The sequence below is a fragment of the Micromonospora sp. SD19 genome (assembly GCF_054462275.1).
In genome coordinates this window covers 46,534-69,206 of sequence record NZ_JBTLMN010000006.1, presented here as the reverse complement: position 1 = coordinate 69,206, position 22,673 = coordinate 46,534, and the positions used below count along the sequence as shown (strand labels likewise).

Genomic DNA, 22,673 nt, shown 5'->3' with positions numbered 1-22,673 from the left:
CGACATCCTTTAACGACCCGTCCCGTGAGGCGGGGAAGGAGGTCCGCCGTGGCATACCCACCGGCTGCCCGCTCGTCACCACCGCGACAACCCTCGGTGAAGGTGATCCTCGCCAGCGCCGACGTGCAACGCGTGGTCGACCGCATCGCCCACCAGATCCTGGAGAAGACCCAGGGCGCCGCGAACACGGTGCTGCTGGGGATCCCCACCCGGGGCACCCCGCTCGCCCGACGCCTCGCCGACCGGATCAGCACCTTCGAGGACGTCGTCGTCCCGGTGGGTGTGCTCGACATCACCCTGTACCGCGACGACCTCCGTCGGCACGCCACCCGCGCGGTGGGCCCGACCGAGCTGCCCTCCGGCGGGATCGACGGCAAACGGGTCATCCTGGTCGACGACGTGCTCTTCTCCGGCCGCACCGTCCGGGCCGCGCTGGACGCGCTCAACGACGTGGGCCGCCCGGCGTCGGTGCAACTGGCCGTCCTGGTCGACCGGGGTCACCGGGAGCTGCCGATCCGCGCCGACTACGTCGGCAAGAACATCCCGACCTCGCTCGCGGAGAGCGTGAAGGTGACGCTCGCCGAAACCGACGGCGTCGACGAGGTCAAGCTGTACGGGGGAGCAAACTCATGATCAAGCACCTGCTCTCCGGCGGTGACCTGGACGCCGACACCGCCACCGAGATCCTGGACACCGCCGCCGAGATGGCCACCGTCGCCGGCCGGGAGATCAAGAAGCTTCCCGCGCTGCGCGGGCGGACCGTGGTGAACCTCTTCTACGAGGACTCCACGCGGACCCGGATCTCCTTCGAGGCGGCGGCGAAGCGACTCAGCGCCGACGTGATCAACTTTTCCGCGAAGGGGTCCAGCGTCACCAAGGGCGAGAGCCTGAAGGACACCGCGTTGACCCTGCAGGCCATGGGTGCGGACGCCGTCGTCGTCCGACACCCCGCCTCCGGCGCGCCGCACCGGCTGGCCAACTGGGTGGACGGGTCGGTGGTCAACGCCGGCGACGGCACCCACGAGCACCCCACCCAGGCGCTGCTGGACGCGTACACCATGCGGGCCCGGCTGGGTCGGCTCGCCGGCCTGTCGGTGGCGGTGGTCGGGGACGTGCTGCACTCCCGGGTCGCCCGCTCCAACGTGCTGCTGCTGTCCACCCTCGGCGCCAAGGTCACCCTGGTCGGCCCGCCGACCCTCATCCCGGTCGACATCGCGGGCGCGCTCGCCCCCGGCACCGACGTCTCCTACGACCTCGACTCCGTCCTACCCAACGTGGACGTGGTGATGATGCTGCGGGTGCAGCGGGAGCGGATGAACGACTCCTACTTCCCCTCCGCCCGCGAGTACGCCCGCCGCTACGGGCTGGACGGGCCGCGGATGCGCCGGCTGCCCGAGCACGCGATCGTCATGCACCCCGGCCCGATGAACCGGGGGATGGAGATCACCCCCGAGGTCGCCGACTCACCCCGCTCCACCATCGTCGAACAGGTCACCAACGGGGTCTCCGTGCGGATGGCTGTCCTTTACCTGCTGCTCGGAGGGAACAACCGGTGACCGCGTACCTGATCACCAGCGTGAGCGTCGTCGGCGCCGCGCCGACCGACCTGCTGATCCGCGACGGCGTGGTCGCCGACGTCGGTCCCGGCCTGACCGCGCCGGACGCCACAGTCATCGACGGCACCGGCCTGGTCGCCCTGCCCGGCCTGGTCGACCTGCACACCCACCTGCGCGAGCCCGGCCGGGAGGACGCCGAGACCGTCGAGTCCGGTTCCCGGGCGGCGGCGTTGGGCGGCTACACGGCCGTGTGCGCGATGGCCAACACCTCCCCGGTGGCGGACACCGCCGGTGTGGTCGAGCAGGTCTGGCGCCTCGGCCGGGAAGCCAACCTGGTCGACGTGCAGCCGATCGGCGCGGTCACCGTCGGGCTGGCCGGCGAACGGCTGGCCGAGCTGGGCGCGATGGCCGACTCGGCGGCCCGGGTGCGGATCTTCTCCGACGACGGGCACTGCGTCGCCGACCCGAAGTTGATGCGCCGCGCCCTGGAATACGTCAAGGCGTTCGACGGGATCATCGCCCAGCACGCCGAGGAGCCCCGGCTCACCGAGGGCGCCCAGATGCACGAGGGCGAGGTCTCCACCCGGCTCGGCCTGATCGGCTGGCCGGCGGTCGCCGAGGAGGCGATCATCGCCCGGGACGTGCTGCTCGCCGAGCACGTGGGCAGCCGACTGCACGTCTGCCACGTCTCCACCGCCGGCAGCGTCGAGGTGCTGCGCCAGGCGAAGGCACGGGGGGTACGGGTGACCGCCGAGGTGACCCCGCACCACCTGCTGCTCACCGACGTCAAGGCCGAGACCTACGACCCGGTCTTCAAGGTCAACCCGCCGTTGCGGACGGCCGCTGACGTCACCGCGCTGCGCGCCGCCCTCGCCGACGGGGTGATCGACGTGATCGCCACCGATCACGCTCCGCACGCGGTGGAGGACAAGGAGTGCGAGTGGGCGTACGCCCGACCGGGCATGCTCGGTCTGGAGACGGCCCTCTCCATCGCGCTGGACGTGCTCGGTCCCCAGTGGGACCTGATCGCCGAGCGGATGTCGCGCACCCCCGCCCGGATCGCCGGCCTCACCGGGCATGGCGTCGACCCCGCGCCGGGAGTGCCGGCCAACCTGACAGTGATCGACCCGGCCGCCCGCCGCACCATCGAGCCGGCGGAGTTGGCCAGTCGCAGTCGCAACACCCCGTACGCCCGCATGACGCTGCCAGGTCGCATCGTGGCGACCTTCCTGCGCGGCGAGCCGACGGTCCTGGACGGAAAGGCAACCAAGTGACGCGCAGACGTTCCGCGATCCTCGTACTGGAGGACGGGCGCACGTTCCCCGGTGAGGCGTACGGGAGTGTCGGGGAGACCTTCGGCGAGGCGGTCTTCACCACCGGCATGACCGGTTACCAGGAGACGTTGACCGACCCGTCGTACCACCGGCAGGTGGTGGTGCAGACCGCCCCGCACATCGGCAACACCGGCGTCAACGGCGAGGACGACGAGTCCGGCCGGATCTGGGTGGCCGGCTACGTGGTGCGCGACCCGGCCCGGATCGGCTCGAACTGGCGCGCCACCGGCTCGCTGGAGGACCGCCTCGCCACCGAGGGTGTGGTCGGCATCAGCGGAGTGGACACCCGGGCCCTGACCCGGCACCTGCGCGAGCGCGGGGCCATGCGGGTCGGCATCTCCAGCGTCGAGACCGACCCGCAGCGCCTGCTGACCCGGGTCCGCCAGGCCCCGCAGATGGTCGGCGCGGACCTGTCCGCCGAGGTGAGCACCACCGAGCCGTACGTCGTCGAGGCGGTCGGCGAGCACCGGTTCACGGTGGCCGCACTGGACCTGGGCATCAAGCGCAACGTGCCGCGGCGGCTGGCCACCCGCGGGGTGACCACCCACGTGCTGCCGGCGTCGTCGACCATCGACGAGATGCTCGCCACCGGCGCCGACGCGATCTTCCTGTCGCCGGGCCCGGGCGACCCGGCCACCGCCGACGCGCCGGTGGCGCTGGCCCGGGAGGCGCTGCGGCGGGAGGTGCCGCTGTTCGGCATCTGCTTCGGCAGCCAGATCCTCGGTCGGGCGCTCGGCTTCGGCACCTACAAGCTGGGCTACGGCCACCGGGGGATCAACCAGCCGGTGCTCGACCGGGTCACCGGCAAGGTCGAGGTGACCAGCCACAACCACGGCTTCGCCGTCCAGGTGCCCGGTGCCGGCGTCGGCGCCGTCGTCCCCGACCAGGTGATCGACACCGACTTCGGCGGCGTTCAGGTGTCCCACGTCTGCCTCAATGACAACGTGGTCGAGGGGCTGCGGGCGATCGACGTGCCCGCCTTCACCGTCCAGTACCACCCGGAGGCGGCGGCCGGCCCGCACGACGCGGACTACCTCTTCGACCGTTTCGCCGAGCTCATCGAGGGCCGGAACCACAGCAAGGGGCGCAGCAATGCCTAAGCGGACCGATCTCAAGCACATCCTGGTGATCGGCTCCGGGCCGATCGTCATCGGGCAGGCCTGCGAGTTCGACTACTCCGGCACCCAGGCCTGCCGGGTCCTGCGCAGCGAGGGGATCCGGGTCAGCCTGGTCAACTCCAACCCGGCGACGATCATGACGGACCCGGAGTTCGCCGACGCGACGTACGTCGAGCCGATCACCCCGGAGTTCGTCGAGCTGGTCATCGCCAAGGAGCGCCCGGACGCGATCCTCGCGACCCTCGGCGGGCAGACCGCGCTGAACACCGCCGTCGCCCTGCACGAGAACGGCGTCCTGGAGAAGTACGGCGTGGAGTTGATCGGCGCGAACATCGACGCCATCAACCGGGGCGAGGACCGCCAGCTCTTCAAGGAGATCGTCGCCAAGGCCGGCGTACGCCTGGGTGTCGAGGACCCGGCGGGCCTGGTGCCCCGCTCCCGGGTCTGCCACTCGATGGAGGAGGTCGAGGCGACCGTCGCCGAGCTGGGCCTGCCGGTGGTGATCCGCCCGTCGTTCACCATGGGTGGCCTGGGCTCCGGCATGGCGCACACCCCGGAGGACCTGGCCCGCATCGCCGGTGACGGCCTGGCCGCCAGCCCGGTGCACGAGGTGCTCATCGAGGAGAGCGTGCTCGGCTGGAAGGAGTACGAGCTCGAGCTGATGCGCGACCGGCACGACAACGTGGTGGTGGTCTGCTCGATCGAGAACATCGACCCGATGGGTGTGCACACCGGCGACAGCGTCACGGTGGCGCCGGCCATGACGCTCACCGACCGGGAGTACCAGCGCCTGCGTGACCTGGGCATCGCCGTGCTGCGCGAGGTCGGGGTGGACACCGGCGGCTGCAACATCCAGTTCGCGGTCAACCCGGTCGACGGCCGGATCGTCGTGATCGAGATGAACCCCCGGGTGTCGCGGTCCTCGGCGCTGGCCTCCAAGGCGACCGGCTTCCCGATCGCGAAGATCGCCGCCAAGCTGGCCATCGGCTACACCCTCGACGAGATCCCCAACGACATCACGTTGAAGACTCCGGCGGCGTTCGAGCCGTCCCTCGACTACGTGGTGGTGAAGATCCCCCGGTTCGCGTTCGAGAAGTTCCCCGGCGCGGACCCGGAGCTGACCACCACGATGAAGTCGGTGGGCGAGGCGATGAGCCTCGGGCGTAACTTCACCGAGGCGCTGAACAAGGCGATGCGCTCGATGGAGACGAAGTCGGCCGGTTTCTGGACCGTGCCGGACCCGGCGGGCGTCACGCTCGCCGACACCCTCGCCGCGCTGCGGATCCCGCACGACGGCCGGCTGTACACAGTCGAGCGGGCGCTGCGCCTGGGCGCGTCGATCGCCGAGGTGGCCGAGGCGTCCGGCGGGATCGACCCGTGGTTCCTGGACCAGATCGCCGCGCTGATCGAGTTGCGCGCCGAGATCGTCGACGCGCCGGTGCTCGACGCCGACCTGTTGCGCCGCGCCAAGCGGGCCGGTCTGTCCGACCGGCAGCTCGCCGCGCTCCGCCCGGAGCTGGCCGCCGAGGACGGCGTCCGGACCCTGCGGCACCGCCTCGACGTGCGCCCGGTCTACAAGACCGTGGACACCTGCGCGGCCGAGTTCGAGGCGACCACGCCGTACCACTACTCGACATACGACCTGGAGACCGAGGTCGTGCCGTCGGACCGGCCGAAGGTGCTGATCCTGGGCTCCGGCCCGAACCGGATCGGGCAGGGCATCGAGTTCGACTACTCGTGCGTGCACGCGGTGCAGGCGTTGCGGTCGGCCGGCTACGAGACGGTCATGGTCAACTGCAACCCGGAGACGGTCTCCACCGACTACGACACCGCCGACCGGCTCTACTTCGAGCCGCTGACCTTCGAGGACGTGCTGGAGGTCTGGCACGCGGAGGACTCGTCCGGCCGGGCGGCCGGCGGGCCGGGGGTGGTTGGGGTGGTCGTGCAGCTCGGCGGGCAGACCCCGCTGGGGCTGGCACAGCGGCTCAAGAACGCCGGTGTGCCGATCGTCGGCACCTCCCCGGAGTCGATCCACCTGGCCGAGGAGCGGGGCGCGTTCGGCGCGGTGCTGGCCCGCGCCGGGCTGCGCGCGCCGTCGCACGGCATGGCCACCTCGTACGACGAGGCGAAGGCCATCGCCGACGAGATCGGCTACCCGGTGCTGGTCCGGCCGTCGTACGTGCTGGGCGGGCGGGGCATGGAGATCGTCTACGACGATCCGACGCTGCGCGACTACATCGGCCGGGCCACCGACATCTCCCCGGACCACCCGGTGCTGGTGGACCGGTTCCTCGACGACGCCATCGAGATCGACGTGGACGCGCTCTGCGACGCCGACGGCGAGGTCTACATCGGCGGCGTGATGGAGCACATCGAGGAGGCCGGCATCCACTCCGGCGACTCGTCCTGCGCGCTCCCGCCGATCACCCTCGCCGGCTCGCACCTCGCGGAGGTGCGCCGCTACACCGAGGCGATCGCCCGGGGCGTCGGCGTGCGGGGCCTGCTCAACGTGCAGTACGCCCTCAAGGACGACGTGCTCTACGTCCTGGAGGCCAACCCGCGCGCGTCGCGGACCGTTCCGTTCGTCTCCAAGGCCACGGCGGTGCCGCTGGCCAAGGCGGCGGCGCGGATCGCGCTCGGGGCGAGCATCGCCGAGCTGCGCGCCGAGGGCCTGCTGCCGGCCACCGGGGACGGGGGCACGATGCCCGCTGACGCCCCGGTGGCGGTGAAGGAGGCGGTGCTGCCGTTCAAGCGCTTCCGGACCCGCGCGGGCAAGGGGATCGACTCGCTGCTCGGCCCGGAGATGAAGTCGACCGGCGAGGTGATGGGCATCGACACCAACTTCGGGCACGCCTTCGCCAAGAGTCAGTCGGCCGCGTACGGGTCGTTGCCGACCGCCGGGAAGATCTTCGTCTCGGTGGCCAACCGCGACAAGCGCGGCATGATCTTCCCGATCAAGCGGCTGGCGGATCTGGGCTTCGAGATTGTCGCCACCGCCGGCACGGCCGAGGTGCTGCGCCGCCACGGCATCGCCTGTGAGCAGATCCGCAAGCACTACCAGGCCGGTGCGGGCGATGACGCGGTGTCGTTGATCGGCGGCGGCCACGTGGCGCTGGTGATCAACACCCCGCAGGGTTCCGGTGCCAGCGCCCGCTCGGACGGCTACGAGATCCGCAGCGCGGCCGTCACCGCGGACATCCCCTGCATCACCACCGTTCCCGGCGCGGCGGCGGCGGTGATGGGCATCGAGGCGCGTATCCGCGGCGACATGCAGGTCCGGCCTCTGCAGGACCTGCACGCCATCCTGCGGGCGGCCCAGTGACAGTGTTCGAGCGGGCGGTACGGCCGTGGTTGTTCCGGCTCGGCGGCGGGGACGCCGAGACGGCGCACGAGTGGACGCTGCGGCGGCTGGCGGCAGTGTCGCGGCGGCCGGCCGCGCTGGCCGCGCTGCGGTCCCGGTACGCGGTCGCCGCGCCGCGCACGGTGTTCGGGGTGCGCTTCCCCAACCCGGTCGGCCTGGCCGCCGGCATGGACAAGGACGGCGCGGCGTTGCCGGCCTGGCCGGCGCTCGGCTTCGGGTTCGTGGAGGTCGGCACGGTCACCGCGCACGCCCAGCCGGGCAACCCCCGGCCCCGGCTGTTCCGGCTGCCGGCCAGCGAGGCGGTGGTCAACCGGATGGGCTTCAACAACGCCGGTGCCGCCGCGCTGGCCGCCCGGCTGGCGGCGCTGCCGCGCCCGCTCGGGGTGCCGTTGGGCATCTCGCTGGGCAAGTCCAAGGTGACACCGCTCGACGAGGCGGTCGAGGACTACCTCGCCTCGTACCGGGCGCTGCGCGGGCACGGTGACTACTTCGCGGTGAACGTGTCCTCACCGAACACCCCGGGTCTGCGGTCGTTGCAGGACCGCGCCCACCTGGACGCGCTGCTCGGCGCGCTGGTGGGGGAGAAGCCGGTGCTGGTCAAGATCGCGCCGGATCTGACCGAGGCGGCGATCGCCGAGCTGCTGGAGGTCTGCCTGGCCCGGGGCGCCGCCGGGGTGATCGCCACCAACACCACCCTGTCGCGCGACGGGCTCGCCGACGTCGACGTCGAGCGCGGCGCGCAGGCCGGTGGTCTCTCCGGTCGGCCGCTCACCGGGCGGGCCCGCGACGTGGTCGCGTTCGTGCACCGTGAGACCGGCGGCCGGCTGCCGATCATCGGCGTCGGTGGTGTGCTGGACCCGGACGACGCGGCCCGGATGTTCGATGCCGGCGCCGCCCTGGTGCAGCTCTACACCGGCTTCATCTATCGGGGTCCGGCCCTGGTGCGGGCCGCCGTCCGCGCGACCGCCGGGTCCGCGCCCCCGTCGACGGCACCGGACCCCGTCGCCGGCCGGTGACCGTAGCCAGCCTGGTGCTGACCCGGTGCAGCCGGGGTGCAGAGCCCGCTCCGCGCCAGGGGCCCCTCGCCGGTTGTTGCCCCTTTGCTCTGCACCCGTGGACGCACCACCAGGAGCGCGGCCCCCGACCAGCGGGTGTCGCCTCCGCGGGTGCAGAGCAAAGGCAGGCGGCGAGGTGCGGGCGCGGCGGGCCGGACGGCGGCGGCGGGGCGGTTCGGCCCGGCCCGGCCCGGCCGCAGGACGTCCGTCGTCCGGACGGTTCGAGGCACGGAGGAGTACGCGTGACACCTGAGGAGATTCTGGCCGCCGATCGGGCCCATGTCTGGCACCCGTATGCCGCGCTGCCGCCAGCGAACCCGCCGTACGTGGTGCAGAGCGCCGAGGGCGTACGGCTGCGGCTGGCCGACGGGCGGGAGCTGGTGGACGGGATGTCGTCCTGGTGGGCGGCGATCCACGGGTACCGGCACCCGGTGCTGGACGCGGCGGTGACCGACCAGCTCGGCCGGATGAGCCACGTGATGTTCGGCGGGCTCACCCACGAGCCGGCGGTGCGGCTCGCCCAGACGCTCGTCGAACTGACCCCGGACGGCCTGGAGCACGTGTTCCTGGCCGACTCCGGCTCGGTCAGCGTCGAGGTGGCGGTGAAGATGTGCCTGCAGTACCAGCGGGCTGTCGGCCGGCCCCAGCGCCGCCGGCTGGCCACCTGGCGGGGTGGTTACCACGGTGACACGTTCCACCCGATGAGCGTCTGCGACCCGGAGGGCGGGATGCACCACCTGTGGGGCGACGTGCTGCCCCGGCAGGTGTTCGCCCCGGTGCCGCCGGGCGGCTTCACCGATCCGCCCGACGACGCGTACGTGGCGGCGCTGGTGGAGACCGTCGAACGGCACGCCGACGAGTTGGCCGCCGTGATCGTCGAGCCGGTCGTGCAGGGCGCCGGGGGAATGCGTTTCCACCATCCGGGTTACCTGCGGGTGCTGCGTGAGGTGACCCGCGCGCACGGAATTCTGCTGATCTTCGACGAGATCGCCACCGGCTTCGGCCGGACCGGTGAGATGTTCGCCGCCGGGCACGCCGGTGTGACGCCGGACGTGCTGTGCGTGGGCAAGGCGTTGACGGGCGGGTACCTGACCCTCGCGGCGACGCTGTGCACCCCGGAGGTCGCCCGGGGCATCTCGGCTACCGGCGTGCTGGCGCACGGGCCCACGTTCATGGGCAACCCCCTGGCCTGCGCGGTGGCGAACGCCTCCATCGGGCTGCTGCGGGCCGGAGACTGGGCCGGCCAGGTCGCCAGGATCGGCGCCGGCCTGCGCGCCGGCCTGGAGCCGCTGCGGGGCACGCCGGGCGTGGCCGACGTGCGGGTGCTCGGCGCGATCGGCGTGGTCCAGCTCGATCACGAGGTCGACCTCGGCGCGGCCACCGCCGCCGCCGTCGCCCAGGGGGTGTGGCTGCGTCCGTTCCGCGACCTGATCTACACGATGCCGCCGTACGTCACCGACGACGTCGACCTGGCCCGGATCGCGACCGGGGTCGCGGCGGCGGTGGCGGTCGGCTGAGTCGGCCCGGTCACCGGGTCGACGGTTACCCGGGCGGGGCAGCCGTCCGGACGAGAAGAGGGGAACACTCCCATGGAGAGCTTCGGTACCCGGCTGCACCGGGCGATCACCGAGCGGGGCCCACTCTGTGTGGGCATCGACCCGCATCCCGGTCTGCTGGCCCAGTGGGGCCTTCCGGACGACGTGCACGGGCTCGACCGGTTCAGTCGAACCGTCGTCGAAGCGCTCGGTGACCGGGTTGCGGTGGTCAAGCCTCAGTCGGCCTTTTTCGAGCGATTCGGATCCCGAGGTGTGGCGATTCTTGAGTCAACTATCCGACAGTTACGAGATGCCGGCTCGCTCGTTCTGCTCGACGTCAAGCGGGGCGACATCGGCTCGACGGTGAGCGCGTACGCCGCCGCGTACCTTGACCCATCCAGTCCTGTCTATGTCGACGCGGTCACCGCGAGCCCCTACCTCGGGGTCGGCTCGCTGGCGCCGATGTTCGAGTTGGCCGCCGAGCACGGCGGCGGTGTGTTCGTGCTGGCCCTCACGTCCAACCCCGAGGGCGCGGCCGTGCAGCGGGCCGTCACCGCCGACGGCCGGACCGTGGCGCAGACCGTGATTGACGAGATTTCCCAGCTCAACAGGGGTGCGTCCCCGCTCGGGAGCTTCGGACTGGTGGTTGGCGCGACCATCGGTGACACCGGTCACGACCTGTCCGGGGTGGGGGGCCCGCTGCTCGCTCCGGGGCTCGGCGCGCAGGGTGCCGGCGCGGCCGATCTGCGTACCGTCTTCGGTTCCAGCCTCGCCTCGGTGCTCCCGTCGTACTCCCGGGAAGTGCTCTCGGCGGGCCCCGACGTGGGCGCGTTGCGGGCCGCCGCGGACCGCGTTCTGGTCGACTGCCGGGCCGTTCTGCCTGCCCGGTGACTGACTGACGGGTCGGTCACTCTACGGTGATCATGCGGCCCCCACGTTGCCGAAAGCTCCGTTGGCCGCTAGTTTTCCCCGCGCTGGGAACCATGGACCCCTTGGTTCACAGCGACACCACGTTTCACAGATGCGGCGGTGCGCCCCGCCCGCCGCGATAGGGACCTGAGGAGAACTGGTGCCGCTCCCGTCACTGACCCCCGAACAACGCGCTGCCGCGCTCGAGAAGGCCGCGGAGATCCGCAAGGCCCGTGCTCAGCTGAAGGAGCAGCTCAAGCAGGGCAAGACCACTCTCGGTGCCGTCCTCGAGCGGGCCGAGAGCGACGACGTCGTCGGCAAGCTCAAGGTGTCGGCCGTCCTGCAGGCCATGCCGGGCATCGGCAAGATCCGGGCTACCCAGATCATGGAGAAGCTCAAGATCGCCGACAGCCGTCGCCTGCGTGGCCTCGGCGAGCAGCAGCGCAAGGCACTGCTTGGAGAGTTCGCCGCCAACTGAACCTGGCAGCGTGTAGAAACAAGCAGTGAGCACGGATGACGAGGCGCGCCCGGCGGCTCGGCTCACTGTCCTGGCTGGACCTTCGGGATCCGGCAGGGAGAGTGTCGTCGAGCTCGTCCGGGCGCGTTCTCCGTCCGTGTGGATCCCGGTCGCGGCAACCACCAGGCCGCGCCGGGAGTCGGAGATCGACGGGGTGGACCGCGTCTTCCTCGCCCCCGCCGAGTTCGATCGCCGAATCGTCGACGGTGAGCTGCTGGAATGGTCCCGGATCGGTTCCTACCGCCGGGGCACCCCGTACCCGCCGCTGCGCGCCCGGCTCGACGCCGGGCAGCCGGTGCTGCTCCCGCTCGACCTGCGCGGCACCCCACTGGTCCGCGCGCGCCTGCCCGACGCTCGGCTGGTGCTGCTGAGCCCACCCGGGTACGCCCCGGACGCCACGGTGGTCGCCACCGTCGAGCACACGCTGACCCACGACCACACCGAACGGGTGGTTGAAGAGCTGGTAGGCTTACTCGGTTCTTCTTATCCGGATCCGGCCTGGTCGCGCGTGCGTGGCTGACGGCCGGCCACCGTTGAGACTCAGCACCGCGTCCGCGCGGCTCGAAAGACGCAGAGGTTAATTCGTGGGATCCATCGCCAACCCCGAAGGCATCACCAACCCGCCGATCGACGAGCTCCTCGAGAAGACGACGTCGAAGTACGCGCTGGTCATCTTCGCCGCCAAGCGCGCGCGCCAGGTCAACGCCTACTACAGCCAGCTCGGTGAGGGTCTGCTGGAGTACGTCGGTCCGCTCGTCGAGACCACCCCGCAGGAGAAGCCCCTCTCGATCGCCATGCGCGAGATCAACTCGGGCCTGCTCACCGCCGAGCCGACCGACCAGCCGTAAGCCCCCGCTGGCCGATGTCCGCCTCGATCGTCCTCGGGGTCGGTGGCGGCATCGCCGCCTACAAGGCGTGCGAGCTGCTGCGACTCTTCACCGAATCCGGTCACCGGGTTCGGGTCGTGCCCACCGCGTCGGCGCTCCGGTTCGTGGGAGCGCCGACCTGGGCCGCGCTCTCCGGTCAACCCGTCGCCGACGACGTCTGGACCGACGTCCACGAGGTGCCGCACGTCCGGCTCGGTAAGCAGGCCGACCTGGTGGTGGTCGCGCCGACCACCACCGACCTGCTCGCCAAGGCCGCCCACGGCCTCGCCGACGACCTGCTCACCAACACCCTGCTGACCGCCCGCTGCCCGGTCCTGCTGGCCCCGGCCATGCATACCGAGATGTGGGAACATCCCGCCTCCGTGGCCAACGTCGCCACGCTGCGCTCCCGGGGGGTGCGGGTCATGGAACCCGCCGTCGGCCGGCTCACGGGCGCCGACACCGGCAAGGGTCGGCTGCCGGACCCGGCGGAGATCTTCGCGGTCGCCGTTCGGCTCCTGGCCCGTGGTGACGCGGCTCCCGCCGACCTGGCCGGTCGCCGGGTGGTCGTCACCGCCGGTGGCACCCGCGAGCCCCTGGACCCGGTCCGCTTCCTGGGTAACCGCTCGTCGGGCAAGCAGGGGTACGCGTTCGCGCGCGCGGCGGTCGCCCGGGGTGCCCGGGTCACCGTGGTCGCGGCGAACGTCGACCTCGCCGACCCGGCCGGCGTCGACCTGATCCGGGTGGGCACCACCGCCGAGCTGCGGGAGGCGACGGTCAAGGCCGCCGTCGACGCCGACGCGGTGGTCATGGCGGCGGCTCCGGCCGATTTCCGGCCCGCGACGTACGCGCCTGGCAAAATCAAGAAGTCGGACGACGGTGTCGCGCCCACCATCGAGCTCGTCACGAATCCGGACATCGCGGCGGAGCTCGGCCAGCGCAAACGACCGGAGCAGGTGCTGGTGGTGTTCGCCGCCGAGACCGGCGACGCCGAGGCCAACGGCCGGGCGAAACTCGCCCGGAAGCGGGCCGACCTGATCGTGATCAATGAGGTCGGTCCGGACCTGGTCTTCGGCGCCGACACCAACACGGTGACGGTCATCGGCGCCGACGGCTCGGTCAGCCGGCTGCCCGAGCAGGCCAAGGAGGCAGTGGCCGACGCCGTGTGGGATCTCGTCGTGGCGCGGCTGCCCGGCCGCTCCTGACGGGTGGAACAGGACGCGACCGATCCCGACACCGGCCGCAGTGGTGATTAGACTGCCGCGGAACGACCTCACACGCTTAGGAGTGCCGTGACACGCCGTCTCTTCACGTCCGAATCGGTCACGGAAGGCCACCCGGACAAGATCGCTGACCAGATCAGCGATGGCATCCTCGACGCGCTGCTGACCGAGGACCCCCACAGCCGCGTGGCGGTGGAGACCATGATCACCACCGGTCAGGTACACATCGCCGGTGAGGTGACCACCAAGGCGTACGCCGACATCCCGACGATCGTCCGCCGGACCATCCTCGACATCGGCTACGACTCGTCGAAGAAGGGCTTCGACGGCGCCTCCTGCGGCGTCAGCGTCTCCATCGGCGCACAGTCCGAGGACATCGCGCAGGGCGTGGACAACGCCTTCGAACTGCGGACCGGGGCGTCGGAGAGCGCGCTGGACGCGCAGGGCGCCGGCGACCAGGGCATGATGTTCGGCTTCGCCTGCTCGGAGACGCCCGAGCTGATGCCGCTGCCGATCGCGCTCGCCCACCGGCTGGCCCGTCGCCTCTCGGCGGTGCGCAAGGACGGCACGATCCCGTACCTGCGGCCGGACGGCAAGACCCAGGTCACCATCGAGTACGAGGGGCTGCGCCCGGTCCGGCTGAACACCGTTGTGGTGTCCAGCCAGCACGCCGCCGACATCTCGTTGGACTCGCTGCTCACCCCCGACGTTCGTGACCACGTGATCGCCCCGGAGCTGGAGAGCCTCGGTCTGGACACCGACGGCTACCGGCTGCTGGTCAACCCGACCGGCCGGTTCGAGATCGGCGGCCCGATGGGTGACGCCGGGCTGACCGGTCGCAAGATCATCGTCGACACCTACGGCGGATACGCCCGCCACGGCGGCGGCGCGTTCTCCGGCAAGGACCCGTCCAAGGTGGACCGCTCGGCCGCGTACGCGATGCGCTGGGTGGCCAAGAACGTGGTCGCCGCCGGTCTGGCCGAGCGGTGCGAGGCGCAGGTCGCCTACGCCATCGGCAAGGCGCACCCGGTGAGCCTCTTCATCGAGACGTTCGGCACCGAGACCGTGCCCGTCGCCTCGATCGAGAAGGCCGTCGGCGAGGTGTTCGACCTGCGTCCGGCGGCGATCATCCGGGACCTCAACCTGCTCCGCCCGATCTACCAGCAGACCGCCGCGTACGGCCACTTCGGCCGGGAGTTGCCGGACCTGACCTGGGAGAGCACCGACCGGGCCGCCGACCTCAAGTCGGCCGCGGGAGCCTGACCACCACCAAGCGCAGCGACCGGCGACCCGCGGATGGGTCGCCGGTCGCGCGCGTCTGCGTGGATGTCGGCCTGGCGCACCTGGACCGGCCGTTCGACTACCTGGTGCCGGCGGAGCTGGACGAGGTGGCGGTGCCCGGGACCCGGGTGAAGGTGCGCTTCGCCGGGCAACTCGTCGACGGGTGGCTGCTGTCGCGCGCCGACGACTCCGGGCACACCGGCCGCCTCGCGTACCTGGAGAAGGTGGTCTCGCCGGAGCCGGTGCTGGCCCCCGAGATCGCCCGGCTGGCCCGGGCGGTCGCCGACCGCTACGCGGGCAGCCTCGCCGACGTGCTCCGGCTCGCCGTGCCACCCCGGCACGCGCGGGTGGAGAAGGAGCCCCGCGACGAGCAGCCCACCCCGGCCGCCCCCACCGGGGCGGTCGACCCGCGCGGTTGGCGTGACTACCCGACCGGCCCGGCGATGCTGCGCGCGCTCACCGACGGCCGGGCGCCCCGCGCGGTCTGGTCGGCGTTGCCCGGCGAGGACTGGGCGGCCCGCTACGCCGACGCGGTGGCGGCCACCGTCGCCGGTGGGCGCGGCGCGGTGGTCGTGGTGCCCGACGCACGGGACCTCGACCGGCTCGACGCCGCGCTCACCACAGTGCTCGGCCCGGGGCGGCACGTCAGCCTCTCCGCGGCCCTCGGCCCGGCCCGGCGGTACCGGGCGTTCCTCGCCGCTCGCCGGGGCCAGGTGCCGGTGGTGATCGGCACCCGGGCGGCGATGTTCGCCCCGGTGGCCCGACTCGGCCTCGTCGCCATCTGGGACGACGGTGACGACCTGCACTCCGAGCCCCGGGCGCCCTACCCGCACGCCCGCGACGTGCTGCTCACCCGCGTCCACCTCGCCGAGGCCGGCGCGCTGGTCGGCGGGTACGCCCGCACGGCCGAGGGGCAGCTGCTGGTGGAGACCGGTTGGGCGCGGGAGGTGGTCGCCGACCGGAGCACCGTACGGGCGCGGGTCCCGGCCATCGCGCCGACCGGGGACGACCCCCAACTGGCCCGGGACCCCGGGGCGGCCACCGCCCGACTGCCCAGCCTGGCCTGGACGGCCGCCCGCGACGCGCTCCGCCAGGACCTGCCGGTGCTGGTGCAGGTGCCCCGCCGCGGCTACCTGCCGTCGATCTCCTGCGCCGAGTGCCGCACTCCGGCCCGCTGCGTGCACTGCGCCGGCCCGCTCGCGCTGCCCGCTGCCGGCGGCACCCCGGCCTGCCGGTGGTGCGCCCGGGTGGCGGCCGCGTACGCCTGCCCGCAGTGCGGTGGGCGGCGGCTGCGGGCCGCGGTCACCGGCGCCCGGCGCACCGCCGAGGAGCTGGGCCGGGCGTTCCCCGGCGTCCCGGTGCGCACCTCGGGGCGCGAGGAGGTGCTGACCGACGTACCCGGTGGTGCCGCCCTGGTGGTGGCCACGCCGGGCGCCGAGCCGGTCGCCGAGGGAGGCTACGGCGCGGTGCTGCTGCTCGACTCGTGGGCCCTGCTGACCCGGGCCGACCTGCGCGCCGGTGAGGAGGCGCTGCGCCGCTGGCTGGCGGCGGCGGCGCTGGCCCGCCCGGCGCCGGCCGGTCGGGTGGTGGTGGTCGCCGACGGCGCGCTCGCCCCCGTGCAGGCGCTGCTGCGCTGGGACGCCGGCTGGTTCGCCGGCCGGGAGCTGGCCGAGCGCCGCGAGCTGGGCTTTCCACCGGCCGTCCGGATGGCGAGTGTCACCGGCCCGGCCGAGGCGGTGGCGGACCTGCTGGCCGCGGCCCGGCTGCCGGACGACGCCGAGGTGCTCGGGCCGGTGCCGGCCGAGGAGGGTCGGGAGCGGATGCTGGTCCGGGTGCCCCGGGCCCGGGCTGGCGCGCTCGCGGAGGCGTTGCACTCGGCCGCTGGTGCGCGGGCCGCCCGCAAGGCCGCCGATCCGGTTCGTCTCCAGGTCGATCCGCTGAGCCTGTTCTGAGGCGTTTCGGCCGGTGCCGGCTGGCCCACCGGGGGTGCCCTCGCACACCGCGTCCGGCAAACCGGTGGCGGCCGAGTGGTAGCATCGCCCGTCATGCCGAGGCGTACGACGGGCTCCAGGTCGCGAGGGGGCGTCAGCCGCGCCGAGCTGGAGTCGCCGCGGGATGGCGCGACGATGGCGGGAACGCGTCCGTCGGGCGCGAGGTCGATGATGTCAATGAGCCGGTGATCAGGGGTGGACCAGTCGTGACCGTTGGACAATCGATCGTCTTCAACGGCGACCTCGGCAGCGGCAAGAGCACCGTGTCGGTCGAGATCGCCAAGCGGCTCGGCATGCGCCGGGTCAGCGTGGGGGACCTCTACCGGGAGATGGCGCAGCAGCGGCAGATGACCGCGCTGCAGCTCAACCTGCACGCCGAGCTGGACCAGGCCGTCGACGGCTACGTCGACCAGCTCCAGCGGGACATCGCCGCCTCCGGTGAGCGCCTCATCATGGACTCCCGGTTGGCCTGGCACTTCTTCACCGACGCGCTCAAGGTGCACATGATCACCGAGCCGGGTGAGGCGGCCCGCCGGGTGCTCGCCCGGCCGTCCGGGCCGGCGGAGAGCTACGCCTCCCTGGAGGAGGCCAAGGCCAAGCTCCGTGAGCGCAGCGCGAGCGAGCGGAGCCGGTTCATCATCCGTTACGGGGTGGACAAGGCCCGGCTGCGCAACTATGACCTGATCTGCGACACCACCCGGGCGTCCGCCACCGAGGTGATCGAGCACATCGTGGCCGCGTACGAGGGCACCCTCGGCGCCGAGGTGCTGCGGGACGCGCCGCCGCTGCTGCTGCTGGACCCGGCCCGGGTCTACCCGACCGAGGACATCGCCACCCTGCGGGGCCTGTGGGACACCGACTTCGTCGGTGGGGTGGCCGAGGCGGGCGACGAGGCCCTCGAACCGCTGAAGATCGGGTTCACCGGTGAGTACTTCTTCGTCGTCGACGGTCACCGCCGCCTCAGCGCCGCTCTGCAGAACGGGTTCTCCCTGGTCCCGGCCCAGTTGGTCGCCGAGGTCGACGAGCCGGTGGTGGGTGGGATGACCGCGATCGACTACTTCGCCGCCCAGGTGCGCCCCGGTCTGATCTACGACTGGGAGGCGGCTCACAAGATCCAACTGCCGTTGCCCGAGCCGGCGCTGCTCCGTGGCGACGCGGTGCTCGCGGGGGACCCGGGCGCCAGCGTCTGAACCCGGCGCGAGACCGGGCCGACGCGCGGGTACGCGCGCCGGCCCGGCCACCGAGTCGTACGGCGGTCGCCGCGACGTCTCAGCCGAGGACGACGCCCGTGGCGCCAACGCCGGCCATGCCGGAGAAGATGTCCTCGTAGTAGAACCGCCAGGCGCAGACCCGGCCGGTCTTCACGTAGCCGGTACAGGCCGTCGACGTGAAGGTGTCGTCGATGGCGGTGTTGGTTCCGGTCGCCCAGACCTGGAGCGTGTTCGCCGCGTTCACGATCTCCACCGGGCCACCGCTGTCGCCCTGGCCGACGGCGTTGGTGCCGGTGGTGTTCTCCGCCTGGACCTGGCCGCAGACCTGACCGAAGTCGCGCACGTTGATGCAGAGGTTGCGGGCCTTCACCTGGATCGAGCAGCGGGTGCCGGAGTACGCGCCGGAGGTGCACACCCAGTTGCCGACCTGGCTGGCCGACGCGCCGATCACCTGGTTGCTGAACTCACTGACCACGTCGCCGTTCGCGGCGGTGCTGTTGTTGAAGACCCGGCCGCCGGCGCCGGCCGACAACAGCAGGGTGTCGGTGCCGGCGTTGCGGGTGCTGACGGTGCCCATCGACTGGCCGGTCGGGTCGGTCGCGACGTTGTTGAGGTTGCCGCAGTGCGCGGCGGAGAGGATCCGCGCGTTCCCGTTCTTGAAGACCCCGAAGCCGGTCGAGCAGCCACCGCCGGTGGTGGCGTTGCGCCAGGCGGCACCACCCCACCACGGCGCGCTGTCGTCCCACCGCGTCGCGGGCGCGGCGGCGACCCCGCTCTGCACGGTCACCGGCACGCCGGCCATGGCCGTCGCGCCGAGCAGCCCGTCCTGCGTGCCGACGAGCAGGCCGGCCCCGTCGGCGCGCGGCCCGACCGTGGTGATCTCGTTTCCGGCCTTGGCCCGCAGCCGATCGGCTGCGGCAAGCAGTTCCCGCTGCGAGTACGCGGCGGGCAGCACCTGGGTGGCGACGGTGGCCCGGGCGGTGGCCACCAGGCTCGCCGGCGGCTCACCCTTCCAGTAGACCTGGAGGTGGCGGGTGGTGGGGTCGGCGACGATGCCGGCGAAGCCGGAGTTCGGGCTGCGTTCGGCCACCTTCGTGATCCGCTCGGCGGCGGTGTTCATGCGCTGCTGCAGCCGGAGCAGCTCTGACCAGGAGGCGAAGCCACCGGGCACCGGTGTGCTGTCGACGAAGGATCCGGCGGTGGTGGCCTTGCCGCCCGGTGCGGCGGCGGCCGGAATGGTGGTCAGGCCCGCGGCGAGCAGCGTGAGACCGATCGCGGCGACGGCGACGCGACGCAGCAGCGCCACCGGGCGTCGGGTGGTCGGGTGTGGACGGATCATCGGGTACCTCTTCCCCCAGGGGTCGTGGAGCGGGCCGTGCCCGCACCAGGACGGTGGCACCGGCGCCCGCGTCGCGGGGCGGATCCTGGACGGGACTGGACACCGCTGGACGGCGCCGGCCGGTGACGGTCCGCAGTGGAACTGTCATAGATTGGCAACTGTCTATTGATCGGCGAGTGGGCGGAATTACCCTGCCCGTGCGTGTCCGGGGGGCCGGACGACCGGGGGTGGGGGCCGCATGTCTGACCAGTGGGTACCTTCCGGTGCTCATCACACGTCACATGGGTCGCCGCTGGCGTTCGAGCTGGCCCGGGCCGCCGCCGAGGCGCAGACCCTGCCGGAGTTGGCCGGGGTGCTGCGCCAGCTGCGTCGGCGCGAGGCGCGGCAGCAGGGCGAGACGCTGCTGACGTACCGGCAGCTGGCAGCGAAGACCGGCTGGTCACGCGGGATCATCGGGGAGTACTTCGCCGGCAACATCCTGCCGCCGCCGGAGCGGTTCGACGTCCTCATCCGACTGCTCGGGGCGACCGCCGCCGAGCAGGGCGTGCTGGCCACCGCGCGGGACCGGGTCGAGGAGTGCCGCCGACGCCCGAACCGGGAGCACGCCGCCACCGGCCGGTCGGTCGTCCGGGCCAGGGCCGGCGGCCCGCGTACCGCAACGACGTCCCCCCGGTTCCCGGTGCCCCGTCAACTGCCCCCGGCACTGCCCGGGTTCGTCGGACGCGCGACCCAACTCGCGCGGCTCGATGCCGAGTGCGCCGGGACCGTGGCGGGCGGCGACGACGCCGTGGCCCCGGTCACCGTCCTGACGTTGTCCGGCACCGCCGGGGTCGGCAAGACGACCCTCGCCGTCAACTGGGCGCACCGGGTCGCCGATCGCTTCCCGGACGGTCAGCTCTACGTCGACTTGCGCGGGTTCGACTCGAGCGGGACGGTGGTGACGGCCGTCGAGGTGGTTCGGGGCTTCCTGGAGGCGCTCGAGGTGCCGCCCGAGCGCATCCCCACCCACCTGCCCGCGCAGGTGGGCCTCTACCGCAGCCTGCTCGCGGGCCGCCGGATGCTGGTGCTGCTGGACAACGCCCGCGACGCCGACCAGGTCCGGCCCCTGCTGGTCGGCAGCCCGAGCTGCCTGGTCCTGGTCACCAGTCGCAACCGGCTCGCCGGCCTGATCGCCGCCGACGGTGCCCGGCCGATCGGCGTCGACCTGCTCAGCACCGCCGAGGCCTGGCAACTGTTGGCGCGGCGGCTCGGCGCGGACCGGTTGGCGGCCGAGCCACAGGCGGTGGACGAGATCATCGAACGGTGCGCCCGGCTGCCGCTGGCGCTGGCGGTGCTCGCCGCGAGAGGCGCGGAGAAGCCGGAGTTCCCACTGGCCGTGCTCGCCGCCGAGCTGCGGGCGGCGCCGCGACCACTCGACTCGTTCGACGGTGGGGACGCCGGCACCGACGTGCAGGCCGTCTTCTCCTGGTCGTACCGGAGCCTCACCCCGGCGGCGGCGCGGCTGTTCCGGCTCATCGGCTGCCACCCCGGACCGGACATCGGGTTCGCGGCGGCGGCCAGCCTGGCCGGACTGCCCCGGGCCCAGGCGCCCCGACTGCTGGCGGAGCTGGCCCACGCCCACCTCGTCACCGAGCACGCCCCCGGCCGGTTCGGCGCGCACGACCTGCTCCGGGCGTACGCGGCCGAGCAGGTCGAACGGCTCGAACCGGCGCCGGCCCGGCGGGCCGCGATCCGGCGTGGGCTGGACCACTACCTGCACACCGCGCACGCGGCGGCCCTGCTGCTGCAACCGGGCCGCGATCCGGTCACCCTCGCCGCCGCGGCACCGGGCGTGGTGCCCGAGGAGATCAGCGACCTCGCTTCGGCGCTCGCCTGGTTCACCGCCGAGTACCCGGTGCTGCTGGCGGCGGTCGCCCACGCGAGGCGGACCGGGTTCGACGGCCACGCCTGGCAGCTGGCCTGGACACTCGTGGACTTCCTGCAACGTCGGGGGCGGTGGCCGGACCTGGCCGTGGCCCAGCGCAACGCCCTGGCCGGGGCGCAGCGCAGCGGCGACCGACCCGGACAGGCGAACGCCCACCGCGACCTCGCCCGGGTGCTGTCCCGGCTGGGTCGGGTCAACGAGGCGGCGAGGAACTACCGCCAGGCCCTGACGATCTTCGCCGAGCTGGGTGACCACACCGGGCAGGCGCGCACCCACCGGGCCTTCGGCGCGATGCTCGACGGGCTCGGCCGGCACGCCGAGTCGCTGGAGCAGAGCGAGCGCGCCCTGGCGCTGTACCGCAGCGCCGGCCACGTCGCCGGGGAGGCCAGCGCCCGCAACGCGGTGGGGTGGGCGTACGCCCAGCTCGGTCGGTACCCGCCGGCGCTCAGCCACTGCCGGGAGGCGTTGGCGCTGCTGCGGACGACAGGCGACCGGCACGGTGAGGCGAACACCTGGGACAGCCTCGGCTTCATCCACGCCCGGCTCGGTGAGCACCGGGCCGCGATCCGCTGCTTCCAGCGGGCGCTCGGGCTGTACCGGCGGGTCAGCGACCGCTACGACGAGGCGGACACCCTGTCCCGGCTCGGCGAGAGCCGCCAGGCGGTGGGGGACGCGGCCGGTGCCGCGCGCACCTGGCGGCGGGCCCTGGGCATCCTCGACGACCTCGGCCACCCGGACGCCGAGCGGGTGCGTGACCTGCTCGACCGGGCCGCCCGGTGACGCTGGGCACACCGGCGGTGGTTGATCGAGGTGCGCCGCCCGGCGTCCGGCCGGGCACTCCGTAGACTGGTACGGCACCGCTCGTCCACCCCGAAGAAGGAGCCGTCCCGCGTGACCGTCCAGCCCATCCGTCTGTTTGGGGATCCGGTGCTGCGCACGCCGGCCGATCCGGTGGTCGACTTCGACGCCGAGCTCCGTCGGCTCGTCGCCGACCTCACCGACACGATGCGTGAGCAGAACGGCGCCGGCCTGGCCGCGCCGCAGCTCGGTGTGAGCCTGCGGGTGTTCACCTTCGACGTCGACGACGTCCTCGGGCACCTGATCAACCCGGTGCTGGAGTTCCCCGACGAGGAGGAACAGGACGGCCCCGAGGGCTGCCTGTCGATCCCCGGGCTGTACTTCGACACCAAGCGCCGGCAGAACGTGGTCGCCAAGGGCTTCAGCTCGTTCGGCGACCCGGTGCAGATCGTCGGCACCGGTCTGATGGCGCGCTGCGTGCAGCACGAGACCGACCACCTCGACGGGGTGCTCTTCCTGGATCGACTGGACCCGGAGGGGCGCAAGGAAGCCATGAAGGCGATCCGCCAGGCCGAGTGGTACGACGCGGCGGCCCCGCCCACGGTCAAGCTCAGCCCGCACATCAGCGACCCCTTCGGTCTGGGGCGCTGACCCG

The 22,673-nt window shown here is 72.8% G+C and carries 18 protein-coding genes; 17 read left to right on the top strand and 1 reads right to left on the bottom strand.

Going from position 1 to position 22,673, the window contains the following annotated elements; genetic code table 11:
• The first annotated feature begins 48 nt into the window (after positions 1-48).
• The 15 genes from pyrR to ACX27O_RS20365 all read left to right on the top strand — a co-directional run bounded on the left by pyrR (position 49) and on the right by ACX27O_RS20365 (position 17,936).
• The gene (pyrR, locus tag ACX27O_RS20435; RefSeq protein WP_030335648.1) at positions 49-633 is read left to right on the top strand and encodes a bifunctional pyr operon transcriptional regulator/uracil phosphoribosyltransferase PyrR; all 585 of its coding nucleotides are present in this window, start codon (positions 49-51) and stop codon (positions 631-633) included.
• A complete protein-coding gene (locus tag ACX27O_RS20430; RefSeq protein WP_030335650.1) occupies positions 630-1,556 on the top strand; it encodes an aspartate carbamoyltransferase catalytic subunit in 927 nt (308 codons plus the stop codon). The genes pyrR and ACX27O_RS20430 overlap by 4 nt, the downstream gene beginning before the upstream one ends.
• Positions 1,553-2,830 (top strand): dihydroorotase, encoded by a 1,278-nt coding sequence (locus ACX27O_RS20425; RefSeq protein WP_030335651.1) that lies wholly within the window; start codon positions 1,553-1,555, stop codon positions 2,828-2,830. Before ACX27O_RS20430 ends, ACX27O_RS20425 begins: the two co-directional genes overlap by 4 nt.
• Positions 2,827-3,990 carry a glutamine-hydrolyzing carbamoyl-phosphate synthase small subunit gene (gene carA / locus ACX27O_RS20420; RefSeq protein ID WP_210858684.1) on the top strand — a complete coding sequence of 388 codons (1,164 nt, stop codon included), beginning with the start codon at positions 2,827-2,829 and terminating at the stop codon, positions 3,988-3,990. The genes ACX27O_RS20425 and carA overlap by 4 nt, the downstream gene beginning before the upstream one ends.
• The gene (gene carB / locus ACX27O_RS20415; RefSeq protein ID WP_210866549.1) at positions 3,983-7,330 is read left to right on the top strand and encodes a carbamoyl-phosphate synthase large subunit; all 3,348 of its coding nucleotides are present in this window, start codon (positions 3,983-3,985) and stop codon (positions 7,328-7,330) included. The genes carA and carB overlap by 8 nt, the downstream gene beginning before the upstream one ends.
• Positions 7,327-8,385 (top strand): quinone-dependent dihydroorotate dehydrogenase, encoded by a 1,059-nt coding sequence (locus ACX27O_RS20410; protein WP_458939921.1) that lies wholly within the window; start codon positions 7,327-7,329, stop codon positions 8,383-8,385. Before carB ends, ACX27O_RS20410 begins: the two co-directional genes overlap by 4 nt.
• A 281-nt stretch (positions 8,386-8,666) precedes the next feature.
• Positions 8,667-9,941, top strand: coding sequence for an adenosylmethionine--8-amino-7-oxononanoate transaminase (locus ACX27O_RS20405; RefSeq protein ID WP_210861954.1), 1,275 nt, complete (start codon positions 8,667-8,669; stop codon positions 9,939-9,941).
• A gap of 72 nt (positions 9,942-10,013) precedes the next feature.
• A complete protein-coding gene (gene pyrF / locus ACX27O_RS20400; protein WP_210861956.1) occupies positions 10,014-10,850 on the top strand; it encodes an orotidine-5'-phosphate decarboxylase in 837 nt (278 codons plus the stop codon).
• A 178-nt stretch (positions 10,851-11,028) separates the two neighbouring features.
• Entirely contained in the window at positions 11,029-11,346 is a 318-nt protein-coding gene (mihF, locus tag ACX27O_RS20395) for an integration host factor, actinobacterial type (protein ID WP_030335662.1), read from the top strand.
• A gap of 25 nt (positions 11,347-11,371) precedes the next feature.
• Positions 11,372-11,905 (top strand): nucleoside/nucleotide kinase family protein, encoded by a 534-nt coding sequence (locus tag ACX27O_RS20390; RefSeq protein ID WP_030335664.1) that lies wholly within the window; start codon positions 11,372-11,374, stop codon positions 11,903-11,905.
• A 64-nt stretch (positions 11,906-11,969) separates the two neighbouring features.
• Positions 11,970-12,233: a DNA-directed RNA polymerase subunit omega gene (rpoZ, locus tag ACX27O_RS20385; RefSeq protein WP_030335666.1), complete on the top strand. Its 264-nt coding sequence runs from the start codon at positions 11,970-11,972 to the stop codon at positions 12,231-12,233.
• 14 nt (positions 12,234-12,247) lie between these two features.
• A complete protein-coding gene (gene coaBC / locus ACX27O_RS20380; protein ID WP_458939920.1) occupies positions 12,248-13,456 on the top strand; it encodes a bifunctional phosphopantothenoylcysteine decarboxylase/phosphopantothenate--cysteine ligase CoaBC in 1,209 nt (402 codons plus the stop codon).
• Positions 13,457-13,543: 87 nt separating this feature from the next.
• Positions 13,544-14,737, top strand: a complete 1,194-nt coding sequence (gene metK / locus ACX27O_RS20375) for a methionine adenosyltransferase (protein WP_030335671.1) — start codon at positions 13,544-13,546, stop codon at positions 14,735-14,737.
• Positions 14,734-16,707 carry a primosomal protein N' gene (locus tag ACX27O_RS20370; RefSeq protein WP_435823377.1) on the top strand — a complete coding sequence of 658 codons (1,974 nt, stop codon included), beginning with the start codon at positions 14,734-14,736 and terminating at the stop codon, positions 16,705-16,707. Before metK ends, ACX27O_RS20370 begins: the two co-directional genes overlap by 4 nt.
• 245 nt (positions 16,708-16,952) lie before the next feature.
• On the top strand, positions 16,953-17,936 hold the full coding sequence (locus ACX27O_RS20365) for an AAA family ATPase (protein WP_203122050.1): 984 nt from the start codon (positions 16,953-16,955) through the stop codon (positions 17,934-17,936).
• A gap of 79 nt (positions 17,937-18,015) precedes the next feature.
• Here ACX27O_RS20365 and ACX27O_RS20360 read toward each other — a convergent pair whose 3' ends face one another.
• Entirely contained in the window at positions 18,016-19,296 is a 1,281-nt protein-coding gene (locus tag ACX27O_RS20360; RefSeq protein WP_458939919.1) for a chymotrypsin family serine protease, read from the bottom strand.
• 238 nt (positions 19,297-19,534) lie between these two features.
• Here ACX27O_RS20360 and ACX27O_RS20355 point away from each other — a divergent pair, with 238 nt between their 5' ends.
• Both ACX27O_RS20355 and def read left to right on the top strand, forming a co-directional pair.
• Positions 19,535-22,000 carry an ATP-binding protein gene (locus tag ACX27O_RS20355; RefSeq protein WP_458939918.1) on the top strand — a complete coding sequence of 822 codons (2,466 nt, stop codon included), beginning with the start codon at positions 19,535-19,537 and terminating at the stop codon, positions 21,998-22,000.
• A 111-nt stretch (positions 22,001-22,111) separates the two neighbouring features.
• Positions 22,112-22,669, top strand: a complete 558-nt coding sequence (gene def, locus ACX27O_RS20350) for a peptide deformylase (RefSeq protein WP_030335682.1) — start codon at positions 22,112-22,114, stop codon at positions 22,667-22,669.
• Positions 22,670-22,673: the final 4 nt, after the last annotated feature.

What these genes read in the sequence shown, in the direction of transcription:
- carB (WP_210866549.1), top strand. Translation starts at nt 3,983, where the DNA reads ATGCCTAAGCGGACCGATCTCAAGCACATCCTGGTGATCGGCTCCGGG.
- ACX27O_RS20360 (WP_458939919.1), bottom strand. Translation starts at nt 19,296, where the DNA reads ATGATCCGTCCACACCCGACCACCCGACGCCCGGTGGCGCTGCTGCGT.
- ACX27O_RS20355 (WP_458939918.1), top strand. Translation starts at nt 19,535, where the DNA reads ATGTCTGACCAGTGGGTACCTTCCGGTGCTCATCACACGTCACATGGG.
- coaBC (WP_458939920.1), top strand. Translation starts at nt 12,248, where the DNA reads ATGTCCGCCTCGATCGTCCTCGGGGTCGGTGGCGGCATCGCCGCCTAC.
- ACX27O_RS20430 (WP_030335650.1), top strand. Translation starts at nt 630, where the DNA reads ATGATCAAGCACCTGCTCTCCGGCGGTGACCTGGACGCCGACACCGCC.
- pyrF (WP_210861956.1), top strand. Translation starts at nt 10,014, where the DNA reads ATGGAGAGCTTCGGTACCCGGCTGCACCGGGCGATCACCGAGCGGGGC.